Annotated in this window: 14 protein-coding genes; 2 read left to right on the forward strand and 12 right to left on the reverse strand. The window is 45.8% G+C overall.

Annotation, left to right across the window (positions count from 1 at the left end; translation table 11 throughout):
* Positions 1 to 27: 27 nt before the first annotated feature.
* From AC6RGY_RS15695 to AC6RGY_RS15750, 12 genes are all read right to left on the reverse strand, one after another.
* Positions 28 to 3,168, reverse strand: coding sequence for a lantibiotic dehydratase (locus AC6RGY_RS15695; protein ID WP_499864604.1), 3,141 nt, complete (start codon positions 3,166 to 3,168; stop codon positions 28 to 30).
* A 92-nt stretch (positions 3,169 to 3,260) separates the two neighbouring features.
* Positions 3,261 to 4,244, reverse strand: a complete 984-nt coding sequence (locus AC6RGY_RS15700; protein ID WP_499864607.1) for a Rieske 2Fe-2S domain-containing protein — start codon at positions 4,242 to 4,244, stop codon at positions 3,261 to 3,263.
* Positions 4,245 to 4,381: 137 nt separating this feature from the next.
* A complete protein-coding gene (locus AC6RGY_RS15705) occupies positions 4,382 to 4,669 on the reverse strand; it encodes a hypothetical protein (protein WP_499864610.1) in 288 nt (95 codons plus the stop codon).
* Positions 4,670 to 4,696: 27 nt separating this feature from the next.
* A complete protein-coding gene (locus tag AC6RGY_RS15710) occupies positions 4,697 to 6,895 on the reverse strand; it encodes a TOMM precursor leader peptide-binding protein (RefSeq protein ID WP_499864612.1) in 2,199 nt (732 codons plus the stop codon).
* A gap of 41 nt (positions 6,896 to 6,936) precedes the next feature.
* Positions 6,937 to 8,265, reverse strand: a complete 1,329-nt coding sequence (locus tag AC6RGY_RS15715) for a cytochrome P450 (RefSeq protein ID WP_499864614.1) — start codon at positions 8,263 to 8,265, stop codon at positions 6,937 to 6,939.
* 115 nt (positions 8,266 to 8,380) lie between these two features.
* Positions 8,381 to 9,610 (reverse strand): M16 family metallopeptidase, encoded by a 1,230-nt coding sequence (locus AC6RGY_RS15720; RefSeq protein ID WP_499864616.1) that lies wholly within the window; start codon positions 9,608 to 9,610, stop codon positions 8,381 to 8,383.
* Between the two features lie 38 nt (positions 9,611 to 9,648).
* A complete protein-coding gene (locus tag AC6RGY_RS15725) occupies positions 9,649 to 10,728 on the reverse strand; it encodes a M16 family metallopeptidase (protein ID WP_499864619.1) in 1,080 nt (359 codons plus the stop codon).
* Positions 10,725 to 11,600 (reverse strand): hypothetical protein, encoded by an 876-nt coding sequence (locus AC6RGY_RS15730; RefSeq protein ID WP_499864621.1) that lies wholly within the window; start codon positions 11,598 to 11,600, stop codon positions 10,725 to 10,727. The genes AC6RGY_RS15725 and AC6RGY_RS15730 overlap by 4 nt, the downstream gene beginning before the upstream one ends.
* Positions 11,597 to 12,361 carry a DUF5944 family protein gene (locus tag AC6RGY_RS15735; protein WP_499864623.1) on the reverse strand — a complete coding sequence of 255 codons (765 nt, stop codon included), beginning with the start codon at positions 12,359 to 12,361 and terminating at the stop codon, positions 11,597 to 11,599. Before AC6RGY_RS15735 ends, AC6RGY_RS15730 begins: the two co-directional genes overlap by 4 nt.
* 73 nt (positions 12,362 to 12,434) lie before the next feature.
* Complete coding sequence (locus tag AC6RGY_RS15740; RefSeq protein ID WP_499864625.1) at positions 12,435 to 14,663, reverse strand: TOMM precursor leader peptide-binding protein; 2,229 nt, start codon at positions 14,661 to 14,663, stop codon at positions 12,435 to 12,437.
* A gap of 4 nt (positions 14,664 to 14,667) precedes the next feature.
* Entirely contained in the window at positions 14,668 to 16,365 is a 1,698-nt protein-coding gene (locus tag AC6RGY_RS15745; RefSeq protein WP_499864627.1) for a SagB/ThcOx family dehydrogenase, read from the reverse strand.
* Positions 16,362 to 17,384 (reverse strand): hypothetical protein, encoded by a 1,023-nt coding sequence (locus tag AC6RGY_RS15750; RefSeq protein WP_499864629.1) that lies wholly within the window; start codon positions 17,382 to 17,384, stop codon positions 16,362 to 16,364. The genes AC6RGY_RS15745 and AC6RGY_RS15750 overlap by 4 nt, the downstream gene beginning before the upstream one ends.
* A 726-nt stretch (positions 17,385 to 18,110) precedes the next feature.
* Here AC6RGY_RS15750 and liaF point away from each other — a divergent pair.
* Positions 18,111 to 18,923: a cell wall-active antibiotics response protein LiaF gene (liaF, locus tag AC6RGY_RS15755; protein WP_499864631.1), complete on the forward strand. Its 813-nt coding sequence runs from the start codon at positions 18,111 to 18,113 to the stop codon at positions 18,921 to 18,923.
* Positions 18,924 to 18,940: 17 nt separating this feature from the next.
* Complete coding sequence (locus AC6RGY_RS15760) at positions 18,941 to 19,960, forward strand: sensor histidine kinase (RefSeq protein WP_499864633.1); 1,020 nt, start codon at positions 18,941 to 18,943, stop codon at positions 19,958 to 19,960.
* Positions 19,961 to 19,964: the final 4 nt, after the last annotated feature.

Below are 19,964 nucleotides of genomic sequence, written 5' to 3' on the forward strand. Positions count from 1 at the left end.
ATGGTTCAATCATTTGCTCATTTTTCTCTAAACTTTTTTCTCTTTTGCCTGCAGATGTTTCACACTTACCATCGTATGGGCAACCAATGCCATCGCTTCTTCCTCTCGCTGACGGCCTGTTCCCAATAAACGATTGCAATGCATATGTGTAAAGCTAGCCAATACTTTTAAGTTCCGGCTATCGGTCAGAGGACGTTGATAGTGATGTTGCCATTGTGTCGCATAGTCCCCTACCTTTTCTCTTCTCCGTTCAAAAAGAGAGAGAAGTTGCTCCTTTTCTTTTTGGCCTACCTGCTTCTGCGGGAAGTACCATCCTATCAAATGATCTTTCCACTTCCGGTAAGAAGATTGGTACTTTTCTTTCCCACGAAAACGTTCAAACCACTGCATACATGCTGATAACTTCAACCCGTATTGTTCCATCAAAGTAAACGTGCTCATAGCGGCCATCACTTCTAGAGGGTAGAACGAGCGATTCTCCCGTTCCCATTGCAATAAGTAGGCAACTACCTGACTATCCACCGCAAACACTCTCTCTGCTGCGGCTATCAACTCACGGCCACCATACCGCTCAATCTCTCTCGAATAAGTATCCAACACGATGCGAGTAACCTCTCGCTTTTCCACAAGAGGAGTAACCCATTTGTGCAAGCGCGGGATCACCTCTTGTGCCAATATCAACGGATCCCCCGTACAGCGCACACGCAAATGATCATCGGGGTCTTTGTAACGCAGGAAGTACCAATCTTGTATCCAACCACCTCTTGCTAACTCCTTCATAAATGGAGTGAGGGAATGAAGAAGAAAAAGATTCTCCTCGGCAGGTGGCAAATACAGTTTAAAATAAAGCCACTCACTTCCTGGAACTTTTACTCGGTCTTCCTCTGAAGAAAGGGAGCGAAAGAATCCCGTGAATGGAGGAAGAGATGCCATTCGGGTTGCACTCTTTTTCTTTTTCAGAGGAAAAACACACTCTGTCATGTACCTTTGACCAGAGGGATCTTGCACCCCTCTTTCCTGCAACGTCCCTATCATCTCTGTTAGAATAACGCTATCCCTTTTCACCAGTTCTTCTTGTAGGAGTTGGAGATGATCATCACACGTCAAATCTAACAGCAAACGTTGATCCTCTTCTCCCAGATAGACGTAACGCGGAACAGACCACTCCTGTTGCCAGTTTGCCAATTGCGCTTTCCATTCACCTAGCGAAATCCCTTCTTCCCACAGCGATTGACTTAACCGCCAACGAGCAGGACGCAAGATCGTGCGCCGATATCGAAGCCGAGGCAGGTAAGGCCATTTGTCTATACTTCCTAGCGATAAGGGAAGAAAGTCTCTTGTCTGTTGTCGGGATACCTCGCTCAGAAAGCGGAAGAGATTAGGTGTCGTGGCTAGGTTGATGGAGTGCGGAACATCCAAAATCACCTCTTGTTCCTTCTCTTTTAATTTAAGATAAAGGCGCTCAGATGTGGCTCCAACGACAATTTCTTCTAAGGGGACTTCGTTGCTCACGCAAGAAGTTGAGCTATTGAGCGCGAGTTCCCTTTTTCGTACTGGTGGACACAAAAAGACATTCGCATAACGCCCGTTTTCCGGTAAATAACGGAGCTCAGTATAACAACGATGGGGGTTGCTCTCTTCTTCTTCCCGATTCAACTCCACAAAAGAAGCTTGCACCTCCGGTTCACATAGATGAAAAAACCGCCCAAACGTTTGGCCGGCTGCTAGCGTGCCCATATGGGGACTTAAGATAAGCAAGTATTCCCCAGCGTCAATCGCTTGCGGAGAAGAAGCAAGCACTTCGGCGATCAGCTCCATCGAATGCGGAGCTGTCTCCATATGGGGAGAACACGCTGCCAACTCCTCTATGATTGAATCATCGATCACGATTTCCGGATCTCCTCGGCGAACCGCCGTTAGTACGAGATCACGGAGTAAGCTATCCCGCCGCTCCGAAATCTTCCCTTTCCTTCCTTCCTTACGGTGACTTTTAGGAAAATGATAGCCAGCAGGTGCCCCTAATCCAATATGCTCATCGAGCAGTTCCAATACCGGAACTTCGCAGTCCGTCCCATATTTTTCTATAAATTCTTGATGATACGCATGCAGATGCGGTTTCCCTCTATCCAATACTCCCAAACGCCATAAACATTCCGCTGCAGCTGCCACTTCTTCACCCACTCGTCTATGCAGGGCAAACTCCTTCATTGTTAGTTTTAAATCCACATGTAGAGGAAGGCGATTAACGGGGAAGAGGGAATTTGCCGCACGCTCTACTGGTTGCAAAGACAAAGGATCGTTTCCTATAAACTGCTGATGATAGTTGGACAATCCATCGGTTATTTTGGCTAGAGATTCTACCTCCTCTTCCACCCCCACAAGCGATTTCAATTGGCGCCACAAGAGAGGCAGTGGGTCCGTTTGGGAAAGGACCGGTCGTAACGAGGTCAGCAGAAATTCTTCTTCAATCAATTTATGTATAAACGATTCAATCTTCGCATCAGGAGCCTGCGGAAAAGAAACTTGTAACTCTTCCAACAATAGTGGAAAGGGAAGACCTTGTTTCGCTAAGGCAAAAGTGGTTTCCAACTCTTTTGTCGCACGCAAGTAGGTTCTATTATCTTGCTCTTTTTCCTGTCCCCTATTAAATGTTGTAACAGCAACATAGTATTTTGCTCTTGAAAGTGTAATCGTTGGATTGGTTTTTAACGTTAATTGTTTTACCACTTCACGTCTTCTCTCTAACTCTTCTATCCACTGAAGAAGCCACCCCATATCTATTCGTGCTTGCTTACGATGCTTAGCCCTCTCCTCTACCATCCACTCCGTTTTTTCCGTAAGTTTGCCCGTCGCCATACCAGCAAATAATCCAAAAGGGGTGGGGCGTGATGACATCCGTAGGGCATAGCGGGCCAGACTATGAAGAATATGCTTTCTCTTCTTTGGTGAGAGGTTCTTCTGGTCCATGCGTTGCATGCGTGCATAGAGAGGGGGGTTGGCTACATACAACGCTTCTCCCACAAGAGGATCTTTCACTAGCGTTGGTAAGTGATTAAAGAGGGATTCTTCGCCAGATATTTGTTGATACTCATCGATCGAGTGCAAAGGCATGCGGATCATGATTTGAGGCAACGGTTCAAATAGCCCTTCACCCTGCTTGTCCGCCATACTTATATCCTCTCCTTTTATGCCGAAAAAGTGGTCTCATTCACGAAGGGATAGACAGAAGGTTGCAACAACTCTTATGCTGCTCTCTGTTCCTATCTCCCTAAGATCACTCTCTCGTTCTCTTCCAGCTCAATGCGCATCTCCTCTTCATTTCGTAAAAACTGATACCATCTGTGACGGAAGCGAACCTGCGGTCCGTCTGAATCCACATGTGCCTCCAACTGCAGCATCTCCGGAATGGAGATGGGATTTTGGCTCTCTACGATTGGCTTATCTTCATCAAAGATTTTCGCATTGTACTTCATAAAGAGTTGATTCATACCCGGGATATATTTTGCGAAATTACGCCCTGTAATACAAAAGAGGGTGGAAAGCCCTTTATCAATAGGCGTAAAGCAATAGTAGTTAATAAAGCGACGATTTCCTCCCCAGGATCTTCTCAGAATCATATGCTGAGGAAAGAGGTATTCGATATGCGCTCCATCAATATGAATATCCCAGTGATCCCCTGTTACTGTAAAAGATAAGTCTGTTACTTCTGGTTTTAGGTAACGACCAATCGTTTTTTTATGAACAAAATAGAGATGAGACATGTCCAATATACTCTCAATGACGCGCGTAATATGTGCATTCCAAGTCGCCGTAGTAGGTGTAAACATATACTCCTGCTGATCCAAATCAGAGAAAAGACGGAGCGGAGGCAAGCGTGATTCTTCTTCCACTTGCAAGGGATAGAGCCAAATAAGAGACGCCTTCTCTTGCACAGGATAAGAGCGGGTATGAGCCAGCGCAGGAATCGGTTTATCCGGATGGGCAGGGATTTTCACACAGGTGCCGTCCCCTGTAAACTGCCAACCGTGATACCCACACTGTAATCGCCCCTCACGAATACAAGATCCTACCGTCAAGTCAGCTCCCCGGTGTGGACAATAGGCATTTAGACACCGGATTTTTCCTCCCTGATCACGAAACAAAACATAATCTTTTCCTAATAATCTCACTTTCTTTGGTTTGTCTTTAATCTCTTTTGCCCATGCAACCGCATACCAAGCAACTGGAAACACATTAATATCCACCTTTCCTCTCTCCTTCCACAAGTATCATGATCCCACTACGGCATCGATCGCTCCCCTCTCCTCGTGATGACCGACGCTCAACCCTTTCGTTCCCCAGACCTTTTCTCTATTTATCCCCTCCTCCTTCCTTCCCTTTTTTATTCTGTAGCCTTTTCCTTCTTTCTTCGTCCATATCCTCGCCAATTCGCAGGGGTGAGATCGACAAAAGTAGACCGATAGATTTCACCTAACTCCTCTACCTTAGTAGCCGGTAACCCACTTCTTTTTAATTCAGTACAAAAGTTGGATACGGCTTTCTTTTTACGCCATTGATAGCGAAAGTAGAAAGGTAAAAAAGCGAACAGGGTACGTGAGCTTTTCCAAATGATACGAATAACAAAAGTCAATTTGATCGTACTAGATGCTCTCTCTTTGCTGTCTCTCACTTTATCCCGCCTTCTCTTTCTTTTGTTTTAAGGAAAAGGGTGTGGATAAGGGTTTAGTGCTTGGTCTAACAGAGGAAGCGAACGGCCTACTTCCCTTGTCCGCGGGTTACCTAGCAAGCGATATTGGTGATTCCCCATTAAATGTTGAAAGCCTGGAATCAATACACGCGTCACGTGCACTCCTAATTTTTTGAGGTCAGGTGTCGTACACTCCTTCACCAACACCGGTAACTCTCTCTCTCCTAGAATTGCGACGACCTTCTCTAATTCCTCTTGCTTCTCACCCTTAAAAAGCTGATAGGAACCTTTCTGTCGCTGCACTAAGCCCTTCATATAATCGCCATTGAGTAAATACGGAACCTGTTTCTTAAGGTGTGGATACTTCGAATACAAAATGGCGTGCTTCTGAAAGGAATCTACCGTATGAAAATCCTCGTCCAACTCCCATTCACGATAGGCGTGTAACAATTCCTGAATATAGATAACCGATTGATTGGCCTCCAACCAAGCTTTATTTATCGCTTGTACCGGATCCAAGCGACACGCACCACCTATTGCAAAAACCTGTTCTCGCTCCAGTGTGACAAACATGGCTGGCAAAGGAAGGTCAATGGACAGATCATACAGCCGGATTACTCCTTGCTGATTTTCACCATAAACCTGAGAGGATTTGGTCCACTCTTCCGCAATCACGCGGGAGGGTAACTGAAAAAGCCATGAATGACAAAATGCATCCCTTTCTATTACCTCATACAGCGAGGTTAGAACGGCTGCCTCAAGATTGGGTCCCGCCGCCAAGCCAGTAGAGATGGCCGGCATGATCCTCGCTTCCCCTTTACGATATCGGTAGGGCAGATAAACCAAAGCGGCTGGAACCCAAACATCTTGCTTGGTTGCCCAGTCATAGGTTTTCGTCCAACGCAGAGGAGAGTCTTCGTCGATTGCTTGAAAACGAAAATTCTGCTGTTCCAGCTGTTTGGCAGAGTAAAATTGGAAGGAAGAAGGATGAAGGGCCTCACGATCACGTGCGATTTCTTTCCACGATGCCCATATCAGCTGTTCGGGATCGTAGAGAGAGGCAGCAAATCGTTCCAATCCCTCTCCGACAGCAGCCGCTTGCGCCACGGTCCTATTTTCTCCTGCCCCTGCTCCCGTACGCTGGCGGAAAGTAGAACTGATTTGACCCAGATCAGCCAAGACACTGGCCGCATAGCAAGCCCTCTCTCCACTATCTTTGTTCATATCGACAATCCTGTTCACCAGTCCCACTTTCTCATCCACAGCCCCTAAAATATCATTCTTCGCTTTTATTCTCTCAATCTCCTTGTAAGCTCTTTCACCACATGCAGAACAGGTTGGCACGGGCAATATGCGATGCTTATTCCACTTGTCACTCTTCCCATCACCCTTCCATAAAACATGATCGGTGATGTGCACCTTCTTCTCCGCATGGTAGCCGCTCCACGCTTGCCATGCCTCACGTACCACATCCGAGATATACGTAGAAGAGCGTGTTTGTACAAGAGGTGGAGACTGCTCTTGTTCCTGTAAAGAGCGGAGCTTTTTCCATTCTTTTCGCTTCGGATCATTCATCTCTAGTCGCATTTGCAAACAGCGATAACAAGCATTCACTTCTTCATGCGACCACAAGGGACCAATAAACGCCTCCTGATTATGTTCCAATCCCATAAAGAGAAATGACCGCTCCTGGGCAACGCACCAGTCACTTAACTGGAAGAAAAAAGGGTCTTGAGGAAGATCGGATGCCACTACCACCCAACCTTGCTCATCCATTTGAGACAACTCTGCTTTCCAATAGTGAAGAGACACCCGTGTGAATGGTAGATTGTTTTTGAGAAAATGGTGTACCCAACTGGCAGCCAGACGCCCTTCTCCTACGAAATAAATGGGACGATGGACGGCTCTTTCCTCCTTCCAGTGGAGGTAACCTTTTTTTGTTAACAGTTCGAGAAACGCAGTCAAATCTTCCTTCCTCATCACTTTCTCCACCTTGGGGAAAATGTCACGAATCGAATAGAATCCGTTGAGATAAGGTAGCACCTCCTGCCTCAAAAGAGCGAATTGATCTCCTTTCATACGTACGATCTCTTTTTCCGATTCAAGAAAGGCCTCTGACTCGCTTAACACATGTATGCCAATTTGCATCGTGGTTTGAGGGTAGTGCGTCTCTAATTTGTTCACCTTTCCTTGCGTTACCATGCTCATTTTCTCCCCTCACTCTCTCCCTCTTTGCGCAGTCTAGATTCTCAAGCCCGTAACTTTTCCTGTGGCATAATGGTAACTTCGATATCATTCTTGGGATAATACGTTACACCTGCCGTCGGGACGATTTCTTGCTGGGGAGCCAAGGTAAAGTCCACCTGTTGGAGCAGTTCACATAAGATGAGTGTCGCTTCTAGTAGAAAAAGATTGCGTCCGATACAGAGTCGAGGTCCCCCTCCAAAAGGAAGATACGCATAGGGAGGAAGTCTGCGATCCAAGCCATCCAGCCACCTCTCGGGGGAAAACTCATCCGGGTTAGAGAAATAGAATGGATTCTGGTGCAGGACAGCTGGTGACAGATAAACATAAGTGTTTTCTGGGAACTGCATCTCTTCCAATTGAAAGGATTGAACCGATTTTCTAGCAATCAGCCATACAACAGGGGTACGACGCAACGTCTCATTAATAACCGCTTGGGTATAAGGAAGCTTTGTTAAATGGTCAATCGATATCGAACGATCACCCACTTTTTCCGCTATTTCTTCTTTCATTTTTGCTAAACAATCTGGGTTTGTCATGAGATGATAGAGGGCCCATGTCAAAGCGGTTGCCGTCGTTTCGTAACCCGCTATTAGATGAGTAACCACCTCATCATAGATCTGTTGATCGGTGAAATGTCTTTCGTCTTCTTTTTTCTGCTTTACTAACATGGAGAGCAGATCATTGCGCTCCTCCACTCCTTTTTCTGCGCTCTGTATGACATTTTGTACGATCTTCTCCATCTCTTTTACGGCTGCTTGAAATTCATCTTCGCTTCGTTTCGCGGATGTTTGCTTGCTTTCATACGTGTAGCGGTTAAAAACCTCTACAATCGCCAAAATGCGCTCCGTCTCCACATCCTCTGTAAAGCCAAAGAAGATTTTTAGCGAGATAGCAATGGTCAAATCGCTCATTTCTGCGAGAAGCTTCACTTTTTTCTGTTGTTGCCAACGAGGCAACCATTGTTGCAGGGTCTCTTGAATCTGGCCACCGTAATGACGAAGATGTGCTGGATTAAATAACGGTTGCAGAAAACGACGTTGTCGTTTCCATTGCTCTCCTTCCGCCGTCACCAACCCATTCCCCATCACTTGACGCCACTCTTCCAAATCCGGCTTCACAAAACGATCCATTTGCTTAAATAAAATCTGCTCCACGTAGCTAGGACGATTAACCAGATAAAAGGAGTGAGTGCCAAACTTAAAGTGATAGATATCTGCGTTTTTCTCTTGAACGGCTCGCGTAAACAGCTGAATCGGATCCTTTTTCCATTCAAGCAGGTGTCCATAAGTAGGATGGGCTCCACTTACCACCGGAATCTCTACGGCTTTCATGCTGTTCTGATCTCCTCTCTCCACTTAGGGTTAGCCCCGTCGTTCTCTCATCTAAATGCATCCTTCATGAGTGCTGGATGTCATCCAGGATAAATCCCTTTATCCTACTCTCTGCTTACACGGGGGCATCCTTCATAAGATGATTCCATTCTTGGTAGTCATGTTTCCGTACATAGCGGGAAACCACATGTTTCACCTCATCAGCAGTAACCGACTGAATCTTCTCCATATACCTTGGTGGTGAAATGGATAAGCATTTAAACATTCCATTCATCACAGCTTGCGCGAGCGTAGACTCACTTTTGTGATGAAAGCGAGTGATTAGACGAGATTGCGCACGCTCCATTTCCGCGCGGGGAAACGGATGGATGCTGAGTCGTTCCACTTCTTCTGAAAATATGTGCTTCATTTTGTCTGCATCATCCGGACGACTGAGAAAGTAAGCAGTAAGGTAACCCCCATCTCCAAATTCCTTGCTAAAAAACTGATAAGCATAAGCCAACTGTTCGCGCTCGCGCAAACGGTAATAAAATCTCCCTCCAGCTCCATTAAGCATTTCACAAGCAACGTGTAAGGCATAGCGGTCCTCTGATCGAAGGGATACCCCTTGGAATGCAAATAACTGATGTACCTGACCTGGTGAAGTTTGAGTAACAAGACGAGCAGGCGGTACTTCTCCCTGAGTAACAAGGGGGGGAGTCTCTACATTCACCTCTTCATCCGCCTCTTCTCCATGTACCTCTTCGAAATTTGCTTCAGGCAAACTAGCTTCTACACTCGTGAGGAACGACTCTAGAGCCTGATCGGAAAGGGAGCCACATAGACTGAGGGTTGCATGAGAGAGATTTACTTGCTCCCTCCCTCGTTTCAGTACCCTATCTGGAATGACCCTTTCAGTAGGCGCGTTACCCTCAAGGAGAAGCTCCCGATAAAGATGATCCCGAAATAAATAGTGAAGCCCGACCGATTGCAATTGATAAAATACCCCTCGTGAGTGGCTTTGTGGCGCTCCCTGTACGATCGCAACGTCCTCCCTAGCCCCTGACCCTGATTGAAAAAAATCCACAACCTGTCCAGCAATTTGTTGAAAATCTGTCTGCATCACTTCTAACAACATGCCAAAAACGTCCGGACGAAAAAGGGGCTTACAATCTCCCAACCGCCGATCTACACTCTCCCTCCATCTCTTCACCATCCCTTGCGCCATTATATAAGGGAGAAAGGGATGATGATTCCAGTCAACAAGTAGACGATTGGGAAAAAGAATAGCCAAAGCGATCAGCCGGGAATCATCCGGCTGATAAATGATTCTCCCATGCTCTTGTAACGGCTTCCACTTTTCCAAGCTACTCCGCCCCCCTTACTCGGCTTATTTTTCATACTCTACTTCAGTTCAATTAGCTCAATCTGATCAAGAATTTCCTCATATTCCTTCGCACCAACGACCTGCTGAAAGTAGAACCATTCAAACCCGACCTGCATCGCCCATGATTCCATTCGTTGCCGTTTGCGATGCCATAGCCGCATGCGTCGGTTTTTTATCCCTTCCCAGTCGCTTGAAGTCAGTTGGGTAAGCAGTGGGTCCAGATCTCCGTTCCACTTCTCTACTTGCGTTTTTTCTTTTCCACGATGAGATACCAGCGTCACCCCACCAAAGCGAGTAGGCATTCGTTCGATTTGCATTCCCTGCAGTGCAGCTACATCCTGTAAAAGAGTAGAGCGGACATAAGAACGGAAGTCGGTTTGAAAGTCGATCCAACCTGTCACCGTACGCTTTTCCTTTTGCTTATTTCCCTGCCATTTTTTCGGGTCGTCCTGCTGACTGAATGTAGGCGAAATCCTGCTTTTCTGCGCTGACCAGGCTCTACCTTGTTTCTTCTTCCCTTCTTCCGTCCACATGGGCTCTTTTATATTCCCTGTGATCACAAAAAGCATGTTTTGCTTTTGGTAGTAATGATGAAAAAAATCGGCAATAGTTGCTTCCTCTATCTTCTCGATCGAATCCTTACTTCCTAGAATTGGATGTTGGTACGCCTCTTCCTTCCACAGAGACGAGAGTTTGCGTTCTCTTGACACCCAATTGGGATCAGCCTGACGCATCCGGAGCTCATGAAGAACAATCGCCCGTTCTCGTTTTATTGCCTCTTCATTCCAAAAAGGGGTCGTAAGTTGCTGAAAAGCTTCTATTGCAATGGATAGATCCTTCGATAAACAAGTGATTTGATACACTGTATATTCGCGGGCTGTTATTCCATGCAGGAGCGCTCCCGCTTGCTCCAAATCGTAGAGAGGAGACGACGGATTTCCTTTCTGACCTAAAAATAAATGCTCTAGGAAATGAGCGACGCCATACTGATCTTCTCCTTCATCCGCACTGCCTGCATCTATCCACATTTGCATAGAGATCAGCGGTGAGGTTCTCCTCACTTTTGAAAGGACCTCTATTTCTTCTAATAAGCTCATTCATCCTCACTTCTCCTCTGTGCTCCCATTAAAGCTAACATCCCTAAGTAGGTGCAATGACGTTGAATACGCAAGTCGTAAGTAGGATGAACCCAATTTCCCGCTGTTTCTTGCGAAGTAACTAAATGTTCCACTAATTTCTCGTACACAGGGTGTTGCCACTGCCCACATACTTCTAGGCACAAGGCAAACTCCCCCACTAAATCGTGAAGACCTTGTTGGATCACCCACTCACTTTGTTCATAGATGTAAGAGAGAATCTGACGGTGCTTCGTCTCATCCACACGCGGTTTTTCTAGCATATCTGCCTCACACAATATGATGTGCGTATAGTAATAAGATTGAAAAAGAAAGGCGACTTCGGGTGGTAATCCCTTGTAGGACTCGGTCGTTACAAAGTAATCCGGAAGAGAAAGGTCACACTTCTTGAAGTTGTAACGATACATGAAGCTGTACAGATGCCCCATTCTACTGATAACGGTTTGCTGTTCATCAAAACCAGCCCGTACCTGCTCCAGCCACTCCTTTGTCCGTGCTTCCGTAGGATAGCGACGATAAAGCAAGTGCGCCAACATGATATAGCCCATTAATTCATCGGCTACTCGGACAAACTCCGTTACTTCCTGCGTACGTGGAGAAGAGATCGCTACCTGTATTTTTTTCGTTTGCGCGAGCCGCTCCTCCACTCCTTTCTCCCACTTTGCCACTTTGGCAGGAGCCTGCTGTGCACAGTGGAAGATCAATAGCTGTTGTAACCATGCATCATCAGCTACCATTAAAATATGATTGTGATTTTTCTCCCACTCTCTCACTGTCAGCCATTGTTCGGCTTTTGCCACCGCTTCTTGCAAAGCCATTTGTTGACCGATCACGAGTAGATCACCTCACATCGAGCCAGTGCATTCACCAACAATCGATTACGGTCATCCGTCATTCCGATCAAAAAATCGCCAGGGATTAACTGCGGGTTTTCTCTGAGCGGTACCTCTGAAAGGATCACCGGTTTCTCAGGGGTAATATAGTGCGTCTCTTCTGTGGTAATGCCTGTGGAGTTATATCCGACTAATATTTTCTGCTTCTCTTTTACATTGGAGCAGACCACTTTCGTACGAAGAACAGGCACACCTTCCTCATTCATCTCTTCTGTTACAAGGGATTCCTCTACCTGTAGTGGACAAATGAACTGTTCATCCGGTAGATGATAAGGCTTTAACTCGCCCTTGTGATTATAGATTAAGACATCACAGTGCATCATGTAGTGGCTACTGTCATGAACGGTTATATTAAAATAGTTTTGCTTGTAATCCCCGATCGCGATGAGGATTTCACTCGTAGCTACTGGATTTTCAGGAGTTAATATAAATCCTTTTTCGCGTGATTCGTGAAATAGCGGGAAGGAGTAGCGGTGAACAATCGAAATTGAATGGGTTAAGTCGATTAACTCACTCGTATAACGAATGCGAATAACGCCTTCACGCACCCGTTCGCTTTCATAGTGGCAACGAATCCCCTGTGAGTATTCCCTGAGATCGCTACTAATTGAGTGTGCGTTAATGGCATCAGCCAAGCTCTTTCCGGCAAATTTCTCATTCGTCATCACATCCGCCACAAGGACGATCTTTGCTTTACGCATCCTGCAAGTCAACCCCTTCTCTTTCATTTTTTATATAAACCAAGCAAGTTTGTCTCCATCCGATCCCCTTCGTTTAGGGAAAGGGATGCGGATACTCGTTCATCACTGGCAAGGGTTGGTTCCATTTTCGCTCTAAATGAGCCCTTCTCTTTTCTCCTAGAAAGCGGTAGGCGTGGTTACCAGAAAGAGGATTAAAGCCTGGAATCAATACACGTACCACGTGAATGCCAATTTGTCTGAGATCCGGTGTTGTCAGGTCGACGGCAATCGCCTCATACCCTTCCTCTTTCAAAGCTTTCACCACCTGCCTAATCTCCGCCTTCGGCTCCATCGATTTTGATTGGAAAGTGGTTTGATTCCAAGTTGCTAGCGGACGCCTGGCAAGCTCTTCCCTCCATGATGAGGAGAGTAAGTAATGACACGGTGTACGCAGATCCATCCGCAGGTTGTAGTAAAGAGCATGTTTTTGAAAAGTATCCACCCAAGTGAAACCTTTCTCTTCCTCCTGCTTTTCATTTCTTACTAGTCCCCGAATATACGGAATACACTGGGCTGCTTCCAGTAGCGCTTTTTTCATGGCTGACTCTGGATCGGTTCTAGCCGCCGAACCAAAGTGAAGAATCTTCTTCTCCTCCTCCCGCTCAATCATCGCCAGAAAGATGGGAAAAGGCAGATCCAAGCTTATATCAAATAGAAAAGGGGTTGTCCGCTCGTTGCGTAGACCGAGCCGTTCGAGAGAAAGGTTTGCCAACCTCTCCTCAGGGACTTGACGCGGGGGCAACTTGGTCAACCACGAGAGCGAAAGCGCATCCCGCTCCATCACTTCATACAATCCCGTCAGAATCGCGTCCTCCAGTGATGGACCGGCCGCCAGCCCAGTGGAGAGGGAGAGTGTAATCAGAGCCTCCCCTTTCTGCCTCCGATAAGGGAGATAAACCAATGATGCAGGCACCCAAGCTTCACGGTACTCTCCAATAGAAAACCCTTTGCTCCAGCACACCGGTGTGGATTCAGTAAATGGCTGAAAAGGAAACCCCGATGCCTGATACTGTTCCGGCGAAAAGAGTTGAAATTGCTCCGGATGAACCGCCTTCTCCATCTGGTTATAAGGAAGTAAAGGGAGCTCCTGCGCTTCATAGATACTGCTCGCATACCGTTCCAGGGTCTCACCTACAGCGGAATTAATCGCTTGTTGGCGTGTATAACCGGCTCCACTATGCCGATACATCGGTAAATCGCTCTTAATCATAGAGAGGTCGGGGGTGGCGCTGGCATAGCTATAGATTGCTGGATCGTCCTCCGAAAGCGAAACTTCTGTGTAGCGATTGACGATTCCGGTGTGTGCATCTACTGCTTGTAACAGTTGGCTTTTCTGCTCCTTCTCCTCCCCTTCTGCCTTCTGCTCAGTGTAGCACGCTTCACACTTGGGAACAGGCAGAAGGGTGTGCCAATACGTACTCTTCTTTTCCCCATTAAAACGGAGGACCCGGTTCGCACTCTCAGCTGTTTGCTCCCATCCATCCGTCCTTTGCTTTATCATGAAACGAACCAAGCTCACCATGACATCTAGCTCTTCCACATCAGGAATCTGTACCAGAGGGATTTCTTGTTCACGTTGCAAATAGGAAGCAAATTCATGCAAAAGCTTTCCCTGTTCATCATTCATCTCCAAGCGGAGACGCAAACATTGATAACAAGCTCCCCCTCGATCAGGATCTCGTAAGGGACCGATCCAAGCTTGGCGATGGTTGTCCATACTGACAAAGAGAGCTTGTTTTTTTCGCTGAATAACCCACTCGTTCACGCTTTTGTAAGTAGGATCAAGTGCGGAATCAAAAGCGACAACGACGAGTTGTTCTTCTTCTCTCTCTATGAGATCGTCCAATGGCAGGTCCTGTTCTACCTCCACAAAAGAGAGTAGCGGCTGCTCATCTTTTTTTAATTTCTGATAGATAGAGGTGGCTAGTTTTCCTTTCCCCACAACCACACAGGGAATCGCCTGTTTCGTAACCGTTTCTACAGCAGAGGATGCCAATAAGTCTGCTTGTGCAAGTGATTGGATCATCTCCTCCACCACTTCTAGCGGAATTTGCGTTCCTATTTGTAATTCCGTCACTGTTTTCTGTCCTGTTAACTGTGGCACAATCTCTTGCACAAATGCCTCAATATAAGGGCTCTTCACCTTGAGAATTCCTGTTCTGGTCTCGATATATCCGACTCCCTCTCCCGCTGCATAAACCCGGATATCCGAACGTAATTGAGGAAGCATCGGATGCGACCGATTTTTCTCCTCTACCTCCATGCCGTCAACTCCCTTTCTGAGCTTTTTCCTGTTTCGGACCAATACACATCACATATAAAACAGACTCATCTATCCCGTTTAAGTAGAGCCGTTCATTCAACGCATCGTCAACAAACCCCATCAATCCATGTCCGACCAATCCTAAGCTAGTAGATAGAAGCAATAGATTTTGTCCAAGATGTCCACAATCCAACATCAAAATTCGATAGCCCCGTTCGCGGTACTTCCATTGATTTCGTTTGAAGTTACCAGAAAACAAAATGGTAATGGCCGCTTCTTCTACCCGCTTCGGGTGGTTAATAAAGGCTTTTACTTCCCTAGCTCGCACCTTTTCACTCACCAACTGCAACTCATGCAAGAGGGGATGATAGTAATAAAGTCCAGGGATGATACCCTCTACCCGCTCAATGAGCAAGTACAAGTCAATAGGGTAAAGCGCACCTCCCGAAGGTGCCGCTCTTAGCGGAATTTCTACGCCACTCTTCTTATTGGTCTGCTTTCCTGTAACGCCGTACGAGTAATAGAGTAGATGAGAGAGTTGACGATAGGAGAGAGAAGCCACCTGCATGCGAGCACTACTCCGACGGTTGAGGATCGACGTTTCCACATCCTGTGTGCGATCCATCTTCACATCTTCTAGCGGATAGATGTGCCTAGCATAACGATAATCCTTGTAAGGTGCTTTCATCACTTGTTCCATTTCATTCGTAATCGCATGCGGAGAAAAAATAAAATCTTCCACTTGTTGAATGGGGTGGATTTTCGAGTTTTCATGATACTGTTCGGAGAGAAGCGTATGCTCCTTGCCACTTGGCATGATGGATTTGTAGGCAAAGTCACTGCCCACCTCCGGCATCATCCAAAAATGATTTGATTTCTCCCTCCCTTCTTCTTCTTCGTATTGGCAAACATAGAGAGGAGGAGCATCCGGCAATACATCATCTAATCGAAGTACAGCAGGAGGGTCTGTTAGGGATGACCTCATCGATTCCTGTTTCATCTCATTCTCTCTTTCACGCTCCATAAGAGAAAGATAAGAAAGTACACCAGAAGCGCTGACACTCTCCTGCTGTTTGGTAAGCAACCAGGGAGCGGGGGAGGAAGTTTTTCGCCCTTCCCAATGTGTGTAAAGAATAATTTTGGCAACAGCATTCTCTACTGCTTCCATCACTGCTTCTCTCAGATGAGTCCCTGTTGCGACGGCTCCAAATCGATAGGATAGCTTCTCAATGTGGACAACAGCTCCGATCACGGCGACGGAGTTAGGCGGTTTCTCTACATATAATGTTATTTCCCCCCCTAAATTGTCGATGGAGTCGCACAAAGAGCGAAGTTCAGGATAACTTTCTTTCCAAGACACGATCTCAAGTCGTTCCCCCCTGTCTGAGGAAAACCCTTTTCTGCGCATCGCATCTTGATATGCTAGAGTCATCGCTTCCCATTCGGTATATCCCAAACCAAATCCCTGCTGTTTGACTTGATACAATGAAGCAAAGATATGAGCCAAAACCTTTTCGATGCACCTTGTGCTCGCCACTTCATAGGAACGACCCACTCCTAGTTGGTAGGGCGCAGATGGATTATTTGCTGGTTTTCCTAGATAGATGTGGAGGGGCAAATAAGCAACAGTGGGAAACGCCTGTAGTTGAATAAATTCGCTTGCAACCAGCTTGTCCAATGAGGGAAAAACTGTTTGTTTCATTCGCAAACCTCCGCCCAGCGGGCCGATCGCACAGGGACAGGCGAGCAACAAGAACAGCGCGTGTTTTTCCATACTTTATGGTGCTGTTGGAGGAACGACTCACATCGAATTCGGACTTTTTTCCCCCATGGTGTTTGCTCACCTGTTCGTAAAACGGTCTCTGTCCAAACATGCGAGAAGTGAGCCATCACCCCGCTAAGATAAGAAGGTTGCAAGGACGGCCAACCTAGCATATAGTGCGAGTCTGACGCTGGAGTATGCTCAGAGGAAGAGGGGAGCGAGGAAGTCTCGAATCCTTGTGTAAACGAAGGACCTTCTACTGCCACTCCACTACGTTCACTTGCGAGTATAGTCTGATCACTTCCTTCTAATGGACACTGCCAACATGCGGTATAGGAGGGCCAAATCCAAGGACCTAACTCCACCTGTGTTGGAGTAAACAGCAAAGGAAGCCAGCGAATGCCCTTCCTATGATATTCTCTATTCCGTTCCAACAACTCCTGATGTGCCTGCTCCTGCGGGAGCACCACCATGACGATTCCATTCTCCAAATCTTCCGTTAGAGTATGTAAAGAATCGCCTTCACTCACTCTCCACCCCAACTTCTTAATAGGTGAAGAAAGTTGCAGAGTAAGGAAAGGATCTCCTGCTATAAAGAGGGTTTGACTTTTCAAACGAAGAAAATGCTCTTCCGGATGTTTTTTCCGGCGTGCAATATACGTAAATAGTTGACAATCCTCCACACTACGAATCTTTTGTGCCGTCTCCTCATTGATAGCAAATAAGATATTCATGTTTTTTAATTGATCTTCAATATTATGTAATTTATGTTTTTCCTCTTCATTTAGCACATCGTCTCGCTTGGCACCTAACTGAAACTTAGGAAGGAGTTTTGTAAATACTTCTTCCATCAGTGGGTCCAATCGAACCGTCCACTGCGCTGTGGAGATCTTAATCTGGAATGCTTCTTCACTGATGCGGCTCGTACTTAAATCTGAACAGGTAAGATAGAAGGCCATCTACCATTCTCTCCCTTATAGATAGGGGAATAGCCAAGGTAACTGGGCGACCTTGGCTATTCCCTTCATTTCTACTATTCTTCGTCTACGTCCAATTCAAGAGAGCTACAGCTACTGGAAACAATGAAGTTTTCGTTCACTTCATTGTTCATCTCTACTTTCTCCTCGATGATTTCGAACATTGTCTTCACCTCGCTTATACTAATTTTGTAATGAAAGGGAATAATGCTGTTAATAATCATCCCTTATCCATAATATAAAACACTCTCCACTCTTTTGTCTACTATTTTTCTGAATATTAATATTTACAAATAATTGTTAGTACAGTCTAGGAATCTTCTTCATAAAAACACCATCATTTGCGCCACACGCCCCAGATGAACGTATTCAACATGGGAGCATCAGGTTCTTTCGGAGCGTGATTGATGGGAGGTGACTCCTCCTATCGCTGCCTGATCCACGGCTCGGGGTTTCTCAAGGAGAACCGCTGGCCCATCTTCCAACCACTCTTAGGATGAGCTTTTAACCCTATCTTCAAGGATATTTTTTCATATAGGGAAATAAACTTTCATATGATAGAAAATTACATAAATTTTCCTCAACTAGATTCTCTTCGCCCTTGCTCTCCATCTAAAGACGGAGGAAAAACAGTCTTCGCTCCGATAGCCATTTTCGTCACTTTCCAGTACGATAAGGATAGATTATATTAGGTAAGGATGCGATCGCATGTTTTCAAAAATGAATGGGCGTATTATTTTCGCCATCTTTCTCATCTTATTCGGAATCATCACATTGCTATATAACCTTGATCTTATTACCTTTGACTTTGTTGACCTATTTACGTTTATCATCAGCACTTTTTGGCCCGTTTTACTCCTATTGTATGGACTGAGATTGTTAACCTCTTCCATACGAAAGCATAAATTTTCTCATGCTGTTCGTTCTCCCTCTTTTTTTATTGGATTGATCTTTCTTCTTCTAGGAACCAATTTTCTTCTCTCTAATCTGGATCTTCCCTATGTGGTTATCAATAATTTCTGGAGTTGGTTCTGGCCTCTTATCATTATATATATTGGAATCCAAGTGCTAACAGCAGAAGGCTTCCTCTCTACTCGTAAACGGAGATGGAAGAATGAAGCCGATGAATATGCCTCTAAGTACCAATACAATAAGAGAAACTTCTCCTGGGTCGGGGAAACACGTATTGGGGACCATCCATTTGAATTGAGTGATCATGAGTCATTTGAATTAGGCATCGGTGAGATGTCCATCAATTTAACACAAGCCATTATTCCAGATAAAGAAATTACTCTACACGTGCGGGGCTGGGTCGGAGAAATCAACCTCTATCTTCCTTCTGATTTACCCGCAGACATTACGAGTTCGATCACGGCAGGAAGTATGACCGTCATTGGCACCGTTCAAGATGGACTATCCAAACAGGTAACTCTTCAAACAGATGGATTTCACGAGGCAAGAAAGCGTATCGTCCTAAACATCTCCCTCGGTGTTGGTGAAGTCCGTGTATTAAAGGTATAGAAGGGAGGAAGATGATGATGAATATTCACCTTTTTCGCAGTCTGCAATGGAAGTGGCTCTTTGCTTTTTTACTCAATAGCTTATTAACTACATGTATTGTTGTCCTTTTTTTTCTCTATTACAGCGCTACCGTTATCAACTTTCTCATCCTTCTTTCGCTTTTGCTTACTACTGGCATCCTCTTTGGTTATTATGTAAGACACCGTTTAAAAAGAAAACTGCGTTCTCTGCAAGAAGGAGCCTTTCTACTGGCTCACGGACACCTATCTCACCGCATCCCGATTATAGGGAATGATGAATTGGCTGAGTTGGCTATTCAGTGGAACCAGGTAGCAGAACGATTAGAGAAACAGGTATCCACTTTACAAAAACTGATCCAAGAGAATCAGCAACTAATAGACGAAGCCAAACAAACGGCTGTTTCAGAGGAGCGAAACCGCTTAGCACGCGACCTCCACGACTCCGTGAGTCAACAGTTATTTGCCATCACCATGACCTCCTCCGCCCTCCTCAAACAGACGGCCCAGCAAGGGTGGAAAGAACAGAACCAAAAGCTCTTACAGAAGCTTGACCAGTTGGCAACCTTAGCTCAATCTCAAATGCGGGCATTGCTCCTTCATCTACGTCCCATTTTGCTATCAGAAGAGGGCCTACCTGCTGGGATCAACCAATTCGTAAGTGAATGGGTGCATAAAACCAAAATAACGATTACACACGAGGTAGAAGATTGTGCAAACATCCCAAAAGGGATCGAGCAACAACTCTTTTATATTTTTCAGGAAGCGATGTCCAATGTTTTTCGCCATAGTGAGGCCACTTCTGTCTCTATTCAAGGAAAACAGACAGAAGGTATGATTCTATTTTCCGTACAAGATGACGGGATTGGCTTTTCAGAGAAAGAAAAGAAAGCGACCTCTTTTGGATTAATCTCCATGAAAGAGCGTGCACAAGAACTGGGAGGAACGCTATCTGTACTCTCACTCAAAGGAAGAGGAACGCGCCTAGAAGTACGTATACCGATGGGATGGAAGGGGTAGAAAG

This window comes from Mechercharimyces mesophilus (assembly GCF_059818345.1).

Coding starts and splice junctions, on each gene's coding strand:
- AC6RGY_RS15735 (WP_499864623.1), bottom strand. CDS start 12,361: ATGCGTAAAGCAAAGATCGTCCTTGTGGCGGATGTGATGACGAATGAG.
- AC6RGY_RS15745 (WP_499864627.1), bottom strand. CDS start 16,365: ATGAAACAAACAGTTTTTCCCTCATTGGACAAGCTGGTTGCAAGCGAA.
- AC6RGY_RS15750 (WP_499864629.1), bottom strand. CDS start 17,384: ATGGCCTTCTATCTTACCTGTTCAGATTTAAGTACGAGCCGCATCAGT.
- liaF (WP_499864631.1), top strand. CDS start 18,111: ATGTTTTCAAAAATGAATGGGCGTATTATTTTCGCCATCTTTCTCATC.
- AC6RGY_RS15695 (WP_499864604.1), bottom strand. CDS start 3,168: ATGGCGGACAAGCAGGGTGAAGGGCTATTTGAACCGTTGCCTCAAATC.
- AC6RGY_RS15710 (WP_499864612.1), bottom strand. CDS start 6,895: ATGAGCATGGTAACGCAAGGAAAGGTGAACAAATTAGAGACGCACTAC.
- AC6RGY_RS15740 (WP_499864625.1), bottom strand. CDS start 14,663: ATGGAGGTAGAGGAGAAAAATCGGTCGCATCCGATGCTTCCTCAATTA.
- AC6RGY_RS15715 (WP_499864614.1), bottom strand. CDS start 8,265: ATGAAAGCCGTAGAGATTCCGGTGGTAAGTGGAGCCCATCCTACTTAT.
- AC6RGY_RS15725 (WP_499864619.1), bottom strand. CDS start 10,728: ATGAGCTTATTAGAAGAAATAGAGGTCCTTTCAAAAGTGAGGAGAACC.
- AC6RGY_RS15760 (WP_499864633.1), top strand. CDS start 18,941: ATGAATATTCACCTTTTTCGCAGTCTGCAATGGAAGTGGCTCTTTGCT.